14 protein-coding genes are annotated in these 15,606 nt (G+C 68.1%); 5 read left to right on the top strand and 9 right to left on the bottom strand.

The features are described from left to right. The first annotated feature begins 64 nt into the window (after positions 1–64). A complete protein-coding gene (locus ACWESM_RS23745; protein WP_397280846.1) occupies positions 65–1,297 on the top strand; it encodes an FAD-dependent monooxygenase in 1,233 nt (410 codons plus the stop codon). A gap of 55 nt (positions 1,298–1,352) precedes the next feature. On the opposite strand, the gene ACWESM_RS23750 is transcribed toward ACWESM_RS23745, so the two are convergent. From ACWESM_RS23750 to ACWESM_RS23770, 5 genes are all read right to left on the bottom strand, one after another. Then, positions 1,353–1,943, bottom strand: coding sequence for a helix-turn-helix domain-containing protein (locus ACWESM_RS23750; RefSeq protein WP_356963451.1), 591 nt, complete (start codon positions 1,941–1,943; stop codon positions 1,353–1,355). Between the two features lie 37 nt (positions 1,944–1,980). Continuing rightward, positions 1,981–3,207 (bottom strand): cytochrome P450, encoded by a 1,227-nt coding sequence (locus tag ACWESM_RS23755; RefSeq protein ID WP_397280844.1) that lies wholly within the window; start codon positions 3,205–3,207, stop codon positions 1,981–1,983. A gap of 725 nt (positions 3,208–3,932) precedes the next feature. Beyond that, positions 3,933–4,841, bottom strand: a complete 909-nt coding sequence (gene bla / locus ACWESM_RS23760; protein ID WP_356963449.1) for a class A beta-lactamase — start codon at positions 4,839–4,841, stop codon at positions 3,933–3,935. A 101-nt stretch (positions 4,842–4,942) separates the two neighbouring features. Then, positions 4,943–6,412: a catalase gene (locus ACWESM_RS23765; protein ID WP_364435861.1), complete on the bottom strand. Its 1,470-nt coding sequence runs from the start codon at positions 6,410–6,412 to the stop codon at positions 4,943–4,945. Between the two features lie 63 nt (positions 6,413–6,475). After that, positions 6,476–6,901 (bottom strand): Fur family transcriptional regulator, encoded by a 426-nt coding sequence (locus ACWESM_RS23770; RefSeq protein ID WP_452493717.1) that lies wholly within the window; start codon positions 6,899–6,901, stop codon positions 6,476–6,478. Positions 6,902–7,434: 533 nt separating this feature from the next. Here ACWESM_RS23770 and ACWESM_RS23775 point away from each other — a divergent pair. Beyond that, positions 7,435–8,673, top strand: coding sequence for an APC family permease (locus tag ACWESM_RS23775; protein ID WP_364435867.1), 1,239 nt, complete (start codon positions 7,435–7,437; stop codon positions 8,671–8,673). Positions 8,674–9,049: 376 nt separating this feature from the next. Next, positions 9,050–10,399 (top strand): serine hydrolase domain-containing protein, encoded by a 1,350-nt coding sequence (locus ACWESM_RS23780; RefSeq protein WP_452493719.1) that lies wholly within the window; start codon positions 9,050–9,052, stop codon positions 10,397–10,399. Between the two features lie 8 nt (positions 10,400–10,407). On the opposite strand, the gene ACWESM_RS23785 is transcribed toward ACWESM_RS23780, so the two are convergent. Then, positions 10,408–11,331, bottom strand: a complete 924-nt coding sequence (locus ACWESM_RS23785; protein WP_355078697.1) for an aminotransferase class IV — start codon at positions 11,329–11,331, stop codon at positions 10,408–10,410. Between the two features lie 44 nt (positions 11,332–11,375). Continuing rightward, a complete protein-coding gene (locus tag ACWESM_RS23790) occupies positions 11,376–11,798 on the bottom strand; it encodes a nuclear transport factor 2 family protein (protein ID WP_356963443.1) in 423 nt (140 codons plus the stop codon). Positions 11,799–11,882: 84 nt separating this feature from the next. Between ACWESM_RS23790 and ACWESM_RS23795 the strand changes: the two genes are divergently transcribed. Next, complete coding sequence (locus tag ACWESM_RS23795) at positions 11,883–12,446, top strand: TetR/AcrR family transcriptional regulator (RefSeq protein ID WP_364435876.1); 564 nt, start codon at positions 11,883–11,885, stop codon at positions 12,444–12,446. A gap of 183 nt (positions 12,447–12,629) precedes the next feature. On the opposite strand, the gene ACWESM_RS23800 is transcribed toward ACWESM_RS23795, so the two are convergent. Both ACWESM_RS23800 and ACWESM_RS23805 read right to left on the bottom strand, forming a co-directional pair. Beyond that, positions 12,630–13,664, bottom strand: a complete 1,035-nt coding sequence (locus tag ACWESM_RS23800) for an aspartate-semialdehyde dehydrogenase (RefSeq protein WP_355078701.1) — start codon at positions 13,662–13,664, stop codon at positions 12,630–12,632. A 3-nt stretch (positions 13,665–13,667) separates the two neighbouring features. Beyond that, entirely contained in the window at positions 13,668–14,933 is a 1,266-nt protein-coding gene (locus ACWESM_RS23805) for an aspartate kinase (protein ID WP_356963440.1), read from the bottom strand. Positions 14,934–15,096: 163 nt separating this feature from the next. Here ACWESM_RS23805 and ACWESM_RS23810 point away from each other — a divergent pair, with 163 nt between their 5' ends. Beyond that, positions 15,097–15,510 (top strand): secondary thiamine-phosphate synthase enzyme YjbQ, encoded by a 414-nt coding sequence (locus tag ACWESM_RS23810; protein WP_452493722.1) that lies wholly within the window; start codon positions 15,097–15,099, stop codon positions 15,508–15,510. The last annotated feature ends 96 nt before the right edge of the window (positions 15,511–15,606 follow it).

Consider the following 15,606-nt stretch of genomic DNA (forward strand, 5'->3'; position numbering starts at 1 on the left):
CAAGTGCTGTGTTAGACATATGTCTAAGACATTTGGACAAACCCCATGGGAGTCGAGGAAAGTCATGAGCGCCAAGTCCGTAAGCAGCCAGCTCCGCGTGCTCGTCGCCGGCGGCGGCATCGGCGGCAATGCCGTCGCGCTGCAACTGCTCCGGTCCGGCATCCGGGCCACCGTGGTGGAGCGCGCCGCGGCGCCGCGACCGGGCGGGCAGGCCGTCGACCTGCGCGGACCCAGCCGCGAGGTGGCCGAGCGGATGGGCATGATGCCCGGCATCCGCGATTATCAGCTCGACGAGCGCGGCATGAAGTACGTCGACGACGCGGGCCGCGAAATCCTCCGCATGCCCGCCGAACTCTTCGACGGCAAGGGCGCCGTCGCCGAAATCGAGATCACCCGCGGGGACCTCAACCAGGTGCTGCTCGACCTGCTCGACGCCGAAGGCGGCGTCGACTACCGCTACGGCGAGTGGATCACCGACATCCGGCAGGACGACGCGGGCGTCGACGTGACCTTCGCTTCCGGCGCGGCCGGGCGATTCGACATCGTGATCGGCGCGGATGGGCTGCACTCCGCTACCCGCGGAATGGTGTTCGGCCCCGAGGAGCAGTTCGCGACGTACCTGGGCGGATACATGTCGTTCTTCACGCTGCCGCGACCGGAAGACCTGGAACCGCACTGGTTCACGATGCATTCGATGGTCGGAGCCACCGGCTTGGGCATGCGCCCCGACGCCGACCCGGCCACCTGCAAAGCGCTCGTCGTGATCCGCGCGGCGGCGGATCCCGCGCTGCGCCGGGACGTCCCGGCACAGCAGCAGTTCATCCGCGAGCGCCTGGCCGGCGGCGGCTGGGAGTCCGCTCGCATCGCGGCGGCGATGACCGATGCGCCGGACTTCTACTTCGACGAGCTGGCCCGCATCGACATGCCGAGCTGGGTCCAGGGCCGGGTGGTCCTGCTCGGCGACGCCGGGTACTGCGGTTCCCCGCTCACCGGGCAGGGCACCGCGATGGCACTGGTGGGCGCGTACGTGCTCGCCGGTGAACTCGCCGCGCACGCCGACAACCCCGGACAGGGCCTGGCCCGCTACGAGGAGGTCCTGCGCCCCTTCGTGAAGACGGCCCAGCAGTTGCAGCCGGGCGGCTTGAACGCGATGACGCCCAAGTCGCGCTTCGGTATCCGCGCGGGCCACACCCTCAGCAAACTGATGCTGTCGAAGGCGATGCGACCGGTCATGATGCGGATGCTGAGCAAGACCGAGACCTACGACCTGCCCGACTACTCGGCAGCGACCGTCTGAACCCGTGTCCCGCGCTTCGACCGGAGTCCCGTAGGGCTCCGGTCGACGACCGGCGTCAGTCGATCACGGTCCGGTCGTCGAGCAGGAACGGCAGCACGAAGGTGCGCAACATCGCCCGTTCCTCGTCTTCTCCCGCGCCGGGCAGCGTCAGCAACGACACCATCGCGCGCACCACCCACCGGCCGACGCGCTCGGCCGCGAGCGGGGGCAACCCAGGACGGAATCCGGCGACGAAATCCGTGGCGAGCGCGTCGACCACACCCGGCGAATTGGCCAGCTGGGCCACGATTCCCGCGTTGGACGGTTCGAACCAGACCGCCAGATGCGGCGTCTTGCGCACCTCGGCCAACAGTGCGGTCAACGTGTCGAGCAGTTGCTCCCCCGGCTCCGCGCTCGCCGACTCCGCCCGGTCCCGCCAGACCCGCTCGACCAGCTGCCGCGCCTCCCGGCCCGCGAACGCCACGTAGAGCGCCTGCCGATTCTCGAAATAGCGATACAGCGTCGCCCGGGAACAGCCCGCGGCGTCGGCGACTTCGGCCATGCCGACCCCGCTGACGCCCTTGTCGATGAACAGCGCGCGCACCGCGTCGAGAATGCGCTCACCGGCCAGTTCGGCGCGACCGTCGGCCAGCCAATCGCCACTCATGCCGTGTCCCTTCCGGCGCGAACGAGGTCTTCCGTGGTCACCCCCCGCACCGGAACGGCACAGTAGTCGGCCTGCGGACGTACGGACCGCTCGCGTACTCGACCGCGTCGACGTCGACGGCGTACTCCGGGAAGCGATCGAGCAACTCTTCGAGCGCGACACGGGCTTGCATCCGCGCGGCCGCCGCGCCGAGACAGTGATGCGGCCCGTGCCCGAAGGTGAGGATGCGCTGCGGATTCCGGTCGATATCCAGCTCGGCGGCGTCGGCGCCGAACGCCCGCTCGTCCCGGTTGGCCGACCCGAACACCAGTAACACCTTCCGCCCCGCGGGCACCGTCTTCCCGGCCAGTTCCACATCGCGCGTCGCGGTCCGCGCCAACCCTTGCACCGGTGCGGTGAGCCGGGCGAACTCCTCCACCGCGACGCGAATGCGATCGGGTTCCGCGGCGAGCGCCGCGCGCTGGTTCGGGTGCTGTTGCAGTAGTTGCACGGCGCCGCCGAGCAGGCCCGTGGTGGTGTCGTTGCCGCCCGCGACCATGGTCCAGGTGTAGGCGAGGATCTGGATCAACCCGCGCACGTCCGTGTCGTCGGCCGCCATTCCCGCCTGGACCAGCAGGGACACGGTGTCGTCGCCGGGGTCGGTGCGCCTGCGTTCGATCAGCTCGGCGAAGTAGCCCATCATCTCCGCCGACGCCGCCTGCGCCTTGGTGTTCGTCCGGTCGATGCTGCCCGCGACGACGGCATCGGTCCAGCCGTCGAACCTCGCCCGGTCCTGTTCCGGCACCCCGAGGTAATACGCCACCACCATGCTCGGCAGCGGCTTGAACAATTGCTCGACGATGTCCCCGCCGCCCTGGGCCGCGATGGCGTCGAGCCGGTCGCGCACGAAGCGGCGGACCACCGGCTCCACCTCCTCGACCTGGCGTGGGGTGAATCCGCGAGCGACCAGTTTGCGGAAGTCGGTGTGCTGCGGCGGGTCCTGCATCACCAGCGGAGGGTTGTCGGTCAGGCCGAGTTCGTCGAGTTCGCCGTATTCCACCGTCAGCCCGTCGCGGGAGGAGAACGTGTCGCTGTCCCGCGCCGCCGCGTAGACGTGCTCGTGCCGGGTGAGCACCCAGTAGTCGTTCTCCGGTCGCGCGGCCGGTACGACGTGCTGCACCGGATCGTGCTCACGCAGTGCCGCGTACATCTCCCACGGCGAGGCCCAAGTAGGACCGGAACGAAGTTCGAAAACCGGAGCCGTCCGATACGCAACATCCGCCATGTATCGACCGTAAGACAAATTAAGCAACCTGTCTAGAACTGGTTTCAGGTCGGCCGGCCGGTCACCATTCACGACCAGCCCAGCCGCGTCTGCCTCGCGTCGGGCCCGGCGCCGCACACTCGTGGGTTACCTTCGGCAGCGGCAACACCGTCTCGTTGCCGGTCAGCTCCAGGAAGAGCCAGCGCGAGCGACCGCTCCGCGTCCCGCGTCCGCCGGGCCGGCCACCCCTCGTAGACCGGCCCGGCGGACACCACCCCCGAGTCCCGACCTGTCACCCCTCGAGACAGGTCGTTCCTCGGTTCGCACCTGCGGTGCTGGGTATGTCCCTCCCGCGAGACAAAGAATGCAGGGGCGGGCTTGGCGCGCACTTAAGAACACCTTGCAAGATCGAAATCGCAGATGAGCGGGTTGACCGAGCGGTGACCCCGCTAGCGCCTATCGCCCGGCCCCGGATCGCGGGATGATGGTCATAAGTGCGCCAAGAAGATTGGGAGCGACGATGGAAACCGTGGTGGTCTGGATTCTGGCGACCCTGCTCTACTGGTGGGGCCTGCTGTAGCTGACCGGAGCCTGGCCGCCCGATCCGGCCAGGTCTACTACAAGTCGTCGTAATCTTCGTCCTCCGGACGCCACCGAGTTCGTCCTCGACGAGCCGAGGTGCCGCCACGGTCCCCGTCCCCGGCCTCGCTATCGGCGTCCGCTTCGGCCGACACACCCGGCGAGTGTCACCGGAGCCGGTCTACGGCCACCTTCGTCACTTCCGCCAGCAGGTCGTTGTTCACCTCGGCGTCCTCGGCCGGTTTGCGGCTCATGATCGCGATCACGATCGGCGCCCGCCCGCCTTCGGGCCAGACGATCGCGACGTCGTTGGCGGAACCGTAGGAGCCGGTGCCCGTCTTGTCGCCGGTGACCCACTCGGCGGGCAACCCCGCCCGGATGCGCTTGCCACCCGTCGTGTTCGCCTTCAGCCAGACGGCCAACTGGTCGCGTTCCCGGGCGCCGAGCGCGTCGCCCAACGCCAAGACGCGGTAGTCCGCGGCCAGTGCGGCCGGAGTGGTGGTGTCGCGCTCGTCACCGGGGATCGCGGTGTTGAGTTCGGTCTCCCAGCGGTCGAGCCTGCTGGTCGGATCACCGAGCGTGCGAAGAAACGCCGTGAGCCCCGCCGGGCCGCCGATCTCACGCAGCAACAGGTTGCCCGCGGTGTTGTCGCTGCGGGTGATCGCGGCCTCGGCCACGCGCGCCAGCGTCATCCCGTCGGCCAGTTCGGCGCTGGTCACCGGCGAGTTGTCGACCAGATCAGCCTCGTGGAAGCGGATCACTTGATCGAAGTATCCCGTGTCGAGCGGATGCGCTCGCAGCACCGCGGCCGCCGCGAGCGTCTTGAAGGTGGACAGGAACGGGAAACGCTCGTCGGCGCGGTGGGTCACCGTCCTGCCGGTGCCGGTGTCTACCGCGAACAGCCCGATCTGCGCCCCGTACCGAGCCTCCAGATCCGCCACGCGCGCGTTCGCGGCGGGACCGGCCTCGACGCTCGTCGTGATCGGCTGCGTCGCATCGGTTTCGGCACCGCAACCGGCCAGCAGCGCCAATGCGGCGGCCAGCGCCACCCGGTAGTCGCGTGTCAGCCGAGACATGTCTTCACTCTGACATCCGAGCACCCACCGGGCAAACAGGATCGGCCGGACACGCGAAGGCAGGTGCGCGACGCCACACACCTGCCTTCGATGCGGATTTCTCAGCTCTGCGAGCCGTCGAGCCCCGCGCGCACGCCCTCTTCGACACGCTTGCCCAGATCGGCGTCCACGTTCTTCCAGTACTGGAAGACCCGGCTCAGCACCGGCTCCCGGACACCGCCGAGTACGTGGCCGACGATGTTGTCCACCAACCGCTTCCGCTGCGCGTCATCGAGTACCTCGCGCACGAGAATGCCCGCCTGGGTGAAATCGCCGTCCTCGGCATGCTGGAGGTAACCGGCTCGCACGATGGCCGGATCGAAGTCCCAGATGCCGTCGTCCTGAGACCTTTCCGGGTCGGCGTGCGGTCCACCGAACGAATTCGGTGCGTACACCGGCACATTCGGTTCGTTGTAGTAGTACCGCATGGCGCCCTCCTTGGAATAGGAGTTCACCTCCGCCGCCCTTGCCTGGTTCGGCGGCAGCTGCGCGTAGTTCGTGCCGATGCGGTAGCGGTGCGCGTCCGCGTAGGCGAAGACGCGGCCGAGCAGCATCTTGTCCGGCGAGAAGCCGATGCCGGGAACGACATTCGAGGGCTCGAACGCGGCCTGCTCGATGTCGACGAAGTAGTTGCGCGGGTTGCGGTTCAGCGTCCACTTGCCGACCTCGATCAGGGGGTAGTCCTTGTGCGACCACACCTTGGTCAGGTCGAACGGGTTGAACCGGTAGCCCGCGGCCTCCGCGACCGGCATGACCTGCACGTAGACCGTCCAGCTCGGGTAGTCGCCGCGCTCGATCGCCTCCCACAGGTCCTTGCGGTGGTAATCGGCGTCCTCCCCCGCGATCCGGTCGGCGTCGGCCTGGGTCAGGAACTCGATGCCTTGGTCGGTCTTGAAGTGGTATTTGACCCAGAAACGCTCGCCCGCGGCGTTGATCCACTGGTAGGTGTGCGAACCGTAGCCGTTCATGTGCCGATAGCTCTTCGGGATGCCGCGATCGCCCATCAACCAGGTCACCTGGTGCGCGGTCTCCGGACGCAGGGTCCAGAAATCCCACTGCATATTGTGGTCGCGAAGCCCGTTACCGGGCAGGCGCTTCTGCGAGCGGATGAAGTCGGGGAACTTGATCGGGTCCTTGATGAAGAAGATCGGCGTGTTATTGCCGACGAGGTCGTAGTTGCCGTCCTCGGTGTAGAACTTCACCGCGAATCCGCGCGGATCACGCCAGGTGTCCGGGCTGCCCTGCTCACCGGCCACAGTGGAGAACCGCGCGAGCGACTCGGTGCGCGCACCGGGCTGGAACAGCTTCGCCTTGGTGTATCGGCTGACGTCGTTGGTCACGACCAGCTCACCGTATGCGCCCGAGCCCTTCGCGTGCACGATGCGTTCCGGCACCCGTTCGCGGTTGAACTGGGCCAGCTTCTCGATGAGGTAGTGGTCGTGCAGCAGGATCGGGCCCTGCGCGCCCGCGGTGAGCGATTCGTCGTCGCTTTGGACCGGGATGCCGGTGTTCGTGGTTGTCGGTTCGGTCACAGGAGACTCCTCGGCTGGTGAACATCGTTTCCCGGGATGGGACCGACCCGGGTGTATGGACCGCTACTCGGAACGGCAGGACGGGCACCGTCCCCAGAAGACGACCTCGGCTTCATCGACCACGAATCCGTGCGCGTCCGAAGGGGCCAGGCATGGGGCTCGGCCCACGGCGCAGTCGACATCCACGACCGCACCGCAGCTGCGGCACACCAGATGGTGGTGGTTGTCGCCGATGCGGGTCTCGTACAGCGCGGACGAACCCGCGGGCTCGATCCGCCGCAGGATTCCGGCGCGCACGCAAGCGTGCAACACGTCGTAGACAGCCTGAGTGGATACCGAGCCGAGCTTTTGCCGGACGGTGGCGGCTACCGCCTCGGCATCCGAATGCGGGCGTGCCGCGACCGCGTCCAGTACCGCGAGCCGCGGGGCGGTGACCCGCAAACCCGCTGCTCGCAACCACTCGCGGGGAGCAGTGCCGTTGGTGTGCATACTTCGATTCTGGCCGCTTTCTGGAATCAATCAAGAAAATCGATTGGAATCACTCCAGGAAATTCCTCCACAACGGGTCGCACCGCGCGGCACACCACATCGACGCATCGAGTGGCGAGCGTCACAAAATTCTCCCGGAATAGCTTCCGCGAGTGCGTGGTTGAACCCCCTGTCGGCGTCCGGACAGCCCCGGGCCGCACCCTTTGTCGCTTCGAGCGACCACCCGCCGAGAGGCGCTTGTGGGGCGTCGACACCCACCGTCGGCGTCCGGACAGCCCCGGGCCGCACCCTTTGTCGCTACGAGCGACCACCCGCCGAGAGGCGCTTGTGGGGCGTCGACGGTTACAGACACCAGCACGGTGTCCCAGCCCACAGCGCCGCCAGGTCATTCCGCCCTGGCGGCGCTGTCGCTTCCAGCGGTCTCCACCCCACGAGTGGGACCTGGTTGTGCGGGCTTCTCGCGTTCTGCCGCGACCATGTGCCACTCGCGGCGTCGCGCTGCGAGGGCGGGGGTGGTGGGGGAGGATGCGGTGATGGCGTCGCGAGATGGGGTTTTGCGTCGACGGCTCGGGCTCGCCGATTCGGTGGTCATCGGGCTGGGGGCGATGGTGGGTGCGGGGATATTCGCGGCGCTCGCGCCTGCGGCCGCGTCGGCTGGGAGTTGGTTGCTGGTGGCGCTCGCGGTGGCGGCGGTGCTGGCGTATTGCAACGCGACGTCGTCCGCGCGGCTGGCGGCGCGATACCCCGTTTCCGGCGGCACCTATGTGTATGGGCGGGAGCGGCTCGGACCGTTCTGGGGATATCTCGCGGGGTGGGGGTTCGTCGTAGGGAAGACGGCCTCTTGTGCGGCGATGGCGCTGACGGTCGGTAGCTATGCCTGGCCCGAGCGGGCGCACGCCGTGGCGGTGGGCGCGGTGGTGGCGATCACCGCGATCAATTACACGGGCGTGCAGAAGTCGGCGTTCGCGACTCGGGTGCTCGTCGCGGTAGTGCTCGCGGTGCTCGCCGTGGTGGTCGTGATCGGGCTGTTCGGAACGCATTCGGCGGCAACCGCCTTGCCCGGCCGGGTCGGTCCGCGCGACGTGCTCACGGCGGCGGGACTGCTGTTCTTCGCGTTCGCTGGGTACGCACGCATCGCCACGCTCGGTGAGGAGGTGCGCGAACCGCAACGCACCATCCCCCGCGCCATCATGATCGCGCTCGCACTCGCGCTCGCGGTCTACACGCTGGTCGCGGTCGCGACGCTGAGCGTGCTCGGCTCCGCCGGACTAGCCGAGGCGGCCGACCCGCTGGCGCGAATGGTCAGCGCGGCGGGCGTTCCCGCTGCCGCGCCGGTGGTGCGAATCGGCGCGGTGCTCGCGGCGGCCGGATCGCTGCTCGCCCTGATCCTCGGCGTATCCCGCACGATGCTGGCCATGGCGCGGGACCGCTATCTGCCGGGGGCGCTCGCCGCCGTGCATCCGCGGTTCGGGGTGCCGCACCGCGCCGAACTGGTAGTCGGCGCGATCGTCGCCGTGGTCGCCGCGCTCTTCGATGTACGCGCGGCCATCGGGTTCTCCTCGTTCACGGTGCTCTTCTACTACTTGATCGCCAACCTCTCCGCCGCCACACTGACCGTCGAGGAGAATCGGCCGCCCCGGTGGATTCCCGTGGTCGGCGCGGTGGGGTGCGTCGTCGTCGGATTCGCGCTGCCCCTCGGCTCCGTTCTCTCCGGGCTCGGCGCGCTCCTCGTCGGCGCGGCGCTGTATGTGTCGGGCAAGCGCTACCGCTGAAGATCGGGCCGTCCACCGAGCCGCTCGACTGGCCCACCGACCTCCCTGGCCTTGCGCTGTAGACATCGGGTGAGCACCACCGCCGAAACGGCCGCACAGCGGGCCGTCGTCGCCCAACCATGGCGAATGGCGCGATATGCCAGTCCCCTACCGATAGCTTGCCGACCGGAGAGACGCGACGCAGTCGACCGAGCCATCCGACCGACAACGGCTCCTCGCGCCCGGCTCGGCAGGCTCCGCTTGTGCCGCGCCCCATCTGTCCGGCACCGACCCGGCAAACGCCCCTGTCCCGTCAGCGTCTCGTTGCGAAGATCAGATGTCCAGTTCCCCGCCTGTTTACCGCGTGAACAGGCCAAAGGGCGCTAGCCTTTTGCACATGGGGCGTTTCGGTGGATTCCTGGCGGGAATCGCGGCGGTTTCGCTGGTGGCGGGCAACGTCTTCGCCGGAGGCGCGGCCGCCGCGACCGGCGACGAGGTGCGGTGCGCGGTCACCTCGGGGCGCGATCTGGAGCGGGCGGCACCCGAACAAGTCGGTTTGGATTCCGCGAAACTGCGGGATGCGCTGACCTTCGCGAACGGCCGAAACCGCTTCAATGTGCAGGTGTTCCGGCACAACTGCCTCATCGGCGAGGGACCGACGAACGACCAGACCGGCAACGTGGCGTGGAATATCTGGAGTGCGACCAAGAGCGTCGTCTCGCTGCTCGCCGGAATCGGGTGGGACCAAGGAAAACTCGATCTCCACGCGCCCATCGACCGCTATCTGCCCGCCGGGCTCGGTGATGCGGAGCACCGGTCGATCACCGTCGAGAATCTGCTCACCGAGACCTCGGGCATGCGGGTCGGCGTGCTGACCGAGGGCGTCACCGGCGTGATCCCGGTCGACCCGGACAGCGCGGTGCAGGCGCTGGGCGTGCCGCTGGACAACCCGCCGGGCACCGTCTTCACCTACAGCCAGCGCAATGTCGATCTCTTGGCCTACGTGCTGGAGCTGGCCGTCGGCGAACCCCTGCAAGATTTCGCGCAGCGCGAACTGTTCGATCCGCTCGGAATTCCTCGCGGGGACTATTACTGGGCTCAGGACCGATCCGGGCACACCTACGGCTACGCGCACTTGATGATCCCGCCGAACGATTTCGCGAAGCTCGGACTCCTGGTGAGCAACGACGGGCACTGGGGAGCGCAGCAGATCGTCTCCCGCGACTACCTGCGCAAGGCGCGCACGCCCTCACCCACGAACGCGTGCTACGGCTACCTGTTCTGGCTCGGTGGCGGTTGCGCCGAAATCGCCGACTTCCTGCCCCACGACGTGTACGCGATGGCCGGCCTCGGCATGCAGAACGTCTTCGTCATACCCAGCCTCGACCTCACCGTGGTGTGGACCGGCGTCTTCGGGAACGTCAGCAGCCAGGGCGTGTCCGGAATCGTGCAGAACACCCAGGAATTGCCCTACGAGTTCTTCCGCAAAGTGTTCGACGCGTTCTACGACCGGCCGGTACCCGACCCGGGACCGTACGTCGAGCCGCCGCTGCGGCTGGACCCACGCCGTTTCGTCGACACGGACATCCTGATCGCGGTATTCGGCCTCGGTCCCGCCGCCTATCCGGGCTGCAACGTCTTCGCTTGCCTGAGCCACCCGCTGGATCCGCCGTTCGCGGACGTCCCGCCGGGCTGCGCCATCCTGGTCTGCCTGGGACCCGACCCGCGCACCCCGGCCATCCGCTGAACGAGCCGCTACCTGGTCGCGGACAGATCCGTGACCCAGCCGTGCACGTCGTCGGTGCGCAATGCCGCATGGTGGCGTTTGCGCAGCGCCTGGGAGATCGGGCCGGGGACGCCCTCGGCGACCAGGCGGCCGTCCACCTCGACGACCGGCGCGGCACCGGATGATGTGCCGGTGACGAACACTTCGTCGGCGATGTACAACTCGGTGAGATCCACGGTGCGTTCCACCACCGGGATGCCGTCCTCCGCCGCCAAGGTGAGAACGGTCCTGCGGTTGATGCCGTCGAGGATGTCGCAGGAGACGTCGGGCGTGATCAACGTGCCGTTGCGGACGAGGAAGATGTTCGCCGCGCTGAGTTCGCAGACGTGCCCGTTGCCGTCGAGGAAGACACAGTCGTCGTAGCCGCTGTCGATCGCGTCCTGCTTGGCCAGCACCGAGTTCACGTACGCGCCGTTGACTTTCGCGCGGGAGGGAATCGCGTTGTCCGGAATGCGCCGCCACGGACTGGATTTCAGGCGCATACCGTCCTGCGGCACGATGGGCACCGCGTCGTAGACGAAGATGCTGACCCGAATGGCGCAGCCCCGCACCCGCGTGCCCGGAATGGACTCGACCACGTGCACCGTCGCACGCACGAAAACGTCCTCACGCGGAGCATTCGCGGCGATCAACTCCACGACGGCCGCACGGAAACGCGCGTAATCCCACTCCTGCGCGAATCGATCGATCCCGATGATCTTGCAGGACTCCTCGAGCCGACGGAAATGGTCGTCCAAACGAAACGCCGTACGCGCTGCCCCATCGACGTGCACCGGGAACACGGTGTAGACGCTGAGTCCGTACAACACCGCCGACGATGCGACGCCCACCGTGGCCGCTTCGGCCGCGACGATCCGGTCGCCGAGATACACGTGAGGATGAGGATTCGCCATCGGCGCAGGCTAACAGCCCCGCCCCGGGCCGGGCGAGGCCATTTTCAGTCCGCGGCCAGGCGGGCGAAGCGGGCGGTGTCCATGTAGTCGCGGAAGAGCACCACTTGGCCGTCGCGGACCCGGACGACGTTGACGGAGGTGCGCCTTCGGGCGCGGCCGGATCCAGGGATGGTCATGTCGACCTCGTTCTCCACGAGCAGCACTTCGGGATCGGTGGTCTCGTAGACCTGCGGGTGGATCGCGTGCACTTCGATTCCGGACAGGCCCGACCATCGTTGCGCCAGGTGCTCGCGGATCGCTTCGCGGCCCTCCAAGTGGGTCGGGTGGCCGGGGATCGCGAACGGGATTTCGAACACCGCGTCGGGCGCGAGCAGCGCGACGAACGCATCGGGGTCACGGGCCGGTAGCTCACCGAACAACCGCTCGACCAATTCGCGCGGGCTTCGCACGGACGAATCAGCAGCCATCACAAACCTCCAGATAAGCGGAACGCAGGACCCGCTTATTTTTCGGAACGAGCGCCCCGTTTGTCAACAGTAGACTCGGTCCTCGTGACCGAACCCGAGCGCCGACCGCTGCGCGCCGACGCTCGCCGTAACCGCGAGCGGGTCCTGGCAGCCGCGCAGGAAGCGTTCGCGGCGGAAGGACTCTCGGTGCCGCTGGACGAGATCGCGCGGCGGGCCGGCGTAGGCGCGGGCACCGTCTACCGACACTTCCCCACCAAGGAAGCGCTGTTCGAGGCGGCGATCGTGGATCGGGTCGACCGGATCATCGCGCTGGCAAGGGAATCGGCCGACGCCGCGGAACCGGTGACCGCGTTCTTCGACTTCTTGGCCCAGCTCGTGGCGGAGGGCAGCGTCAAGCGTGATCTCGCCGATGCCGTAGGCGGGCAGGACGCCCCGGAATATCTCCGGCCGGTGCACGAACTGAATTCGGCCATCGGCACGCTGCTCACCCGCGCGCAGGAGGCGGGCGGCGTGCGCACCGACATCGAGGTCGAGGACCTGATGCGCCTCATCAAGGGCGCCTTCCTCGCCACCCACGGCACCGCCGCTACTCCAGCGCAGCGCGAACGCACCTTCGCCGTCGTCTTCGACGGACTGCGGGCCCGCTGATCCATCGCCGAAGCGCCTCCCGGCGGCAGGCCGCCCGATCGGCGACCAGGACAGCGCGGATACCAGCGACATGAAGCCGCCAACAGCACCGGCGGCATCATCCACGCTGGGCGCGCTCGCGCGAATGCGGGAAACGACGAACGGGCCGCGGAAAGTCCACGGCCCGTTCGATCGAGAAACGTCTCAGCGGTCGCTGAGGAGTACCTCGGCAATCTGAATGGTGTTGAGCGCAGCGCCCTTTCGCAGGTTGTCGCCGGAGATGAACAGCGCGAGCCCGCGACCGTCCGGCACGCCCGGGTCCTGGCGGATGCGGCCGACGAGCGAATCGTCGACGCCCGCCGCGGCGAGTGGGGTAGGCACGTCGACCAGCTTCACGCCGGGAGCCTTGGCAAGGATCTCCTTGGCGTGCTCGACCGAGAGCGGCTCGGCGAATTCGGCGTTCACCGAGAGCGAGTGGCCGGTGAAGACCGGCACGCGCACGCAGGTGCCGCTCACCGCGAGATCCGGGATGCCGAGGATCTTGCGGCTCTCGTTGCGCAGCTTCTGGTCCTCGTCGGTCTCGCCAGAGCCGTCGTCGACCAGCGAACCGGCCAGCGGAAGCACGTTGAACGCGATCGGCGCGACGTACTTGTTCGGCGCGGGAAAGTCGACGGCGCGGCCGTCGTGGGTCAGCTTCTCGGCGTCATCGATCACCGCGCGGGCCTGGCTCGCCAACTCTTCGACACCGGCCAGCCCGCTGCCGGAGACCGCCTGGTAGCTGGAGACGATCAAGCGGCGCAGACCGGCGATGTCGTGCAACGGCTTGAGCACCGGCATGGCGGCCATCGTGGTGCAGTTCGGGTTGGCGATGATGCCCTTGACCAGGTTGCGCGCCTGCTCCGGGTTGACCTCGCTGACCACCAGCGGGACCTCGGGATCCTTGCGCCACGCCGAGGAGTTGTCGATCACCGTGACTCCCGCGGCGGCGAAGCGCGGCGCCTGCACGCGGGACATGGTGGCGCCCGCGGAGAACAAGGCGATGTCCAAGCCGGACGGATCGGCGGTCTCGGTGTCCTCGACGACGATCTCGCGGCCGCGCCAGGGCAGCGTCTTGCCCGCCGAACGAGCCGAGGCGAAGAACCGCACCTCGTCGGCCGGGAAGTTGCGCTCCTCCAGCAGTTTCCGCATCACGGCGCCGACCTGCCCGGTCGCGCCGACGACTCCTACGCGAATACCCATGACCTATCGCCCCGTTCCCGCGTGGACCACCGCGACCTCGTCGCCGCCCAGGTCGAACGCCCTGTGCAGCACCTTGACCGCCTCGTCCAGCTCGGTGTCCTTGACCAGCACGGAGATCCGGATCTCGGAGGTGGAGATGAGATCGATGTTGACGCCCGCCTTGGCCAGCGCCTCACAGAACGTGGCGGTGACGCCGGGATGGCTCTTCATGCCCGCGCCGACCAGCGAGACCTTGCCGATGTGGTCGTCGTAGAGCACCTGGGAGAAACCGATCTCGGACTGGCGCTTGGTCAGCATCTCGACCGCGCGGGCGCCCTCGGTCTTCGGCAGCGTGAAAGTGATGTCGGTCTTGCCCGTCTCGACCTTCGAGATGTTCTGCAGGACCATGTCGATGTTGATCTCCGCGTCGGCCACGGCGCGGAACACCTTGGCGGCGTAGCCCGGTTCGTCCGGCAGGCCGACCACGGTCACCTTGGCCTCGCTGCGGTCGTGCGCGACGCCAGTGAGGATTGCTTGCTCCAAGGGGATGTCCTCCATCGATCCGTAAACGTAGGTGCCCTGCTTGTCGGTGTAGGACGAGCGCACATGCACGGGCACGTTGTAGCGGCGGGCGTATTCGACGCAGCGCAGCATCAGCACCTTGGCCCCGCAGGCCGCCAGTTCCAGCATCTCCTCGTAGGAGACCTGCTCGAGCCGCTGCGCGTCGGGCACGATCCGCGGGTCGGCGGTGAAGACGCCGTCCACGTCGGTGTAGATCTCGCAGACGTCCGCGTCCAGCGCGGCGGCCAGCGCGACCGCTGTGGTGTCAGAGCCACCGCGGCCCAGCGTGGTGACGTCCCTGCTGTCCTGGCTCACGCCCTGGAAGCCTGCGACCAGCACCACGAGGCCCTCGTCCAGTGCGTCGCGGACGCGGCCGGGGGTCACGTCGATGATCTTCGCGTTGCCGTGCGCGCCCGTCGTGATCACGCCCGCCTGCGAGCCGGTGAACGAGCGGGCCTCCGCGCCGAGGGAGTGGATGGCCATGGCCACCAGCGCGTTGGAGATGCGCTCACCCGAGGTGAGCAGCATGTCCATCTCGCGGGCAGGCGGCGACGGCGCCACCTGCTGAGCGAGATCGAGCAGCTCGTCGGTGGTGTCACCCATGGCGGAGCAGACCACCACCACGTCGTGGCCTTGCTTCTTGGTCTCCACGATCCGTTCAGCGACGCGCCGGATCCGCTCGGCGGTCGCTACCGAGGATCCTCCGTACTTCTGAACCACGAGAGCCACGACAGGGTCCTCCAAGATCGACAACAAACTGGTAACAGTCATCCAGGGTACCGGCCGGGGCCAGCGGTTTTGCCGCTACCTACCCGGCTTGTGGAAAAGCACACAGCCGCATCCGATCCCGATCGCGCCGCGCGGGCCGCCGCGGATGGGGGACGATGGGCGCATGAAGAGCACGCTGCTCGAGGTGAGAACGGGCCACAGTGAAGTGGTACAGGACATCACGCCGCAGTGCGCGACATTCGCGCGAGAAGCGGGCGGTGACGGGCTGCTGCACGTCTTCGTGCCGCATGCCACGGCCGGAATCGCGATCATGGAACTCGGCGCGCGCAGCGACGACGATCTGCTGGCCGCGCTGCGTGATCTCCTGCCCGCCGACGACCGGTGGCGGCACGCGCACGGCTCGCGCGGACACGGGCGTTCGCACGTGATGCCCGCCCTCATCCCGCCCTACGCGACCATTCCGGTACTCGGCGGAAAGCTCGCCCTGGGTACTTGGCAGTCGATCGCGCTGGTCGATCTCAATGTCGACAACCCGGACCGGCAGGTGCGGCTGTCGTTCCTCACCGACGCGAGCTGACCGGGCCCCTCCGGCCGAGGCGACGAATGTCCGGGGCAGACCGCGGCCCGGACAAGCCCAACCCCGGCGTGATGACCCGGCCCGACTCCGCCGGGC

The sequence above is a fragment of the Nocardia sp. NPDC003999 genome (assembly GCF_053604885.1).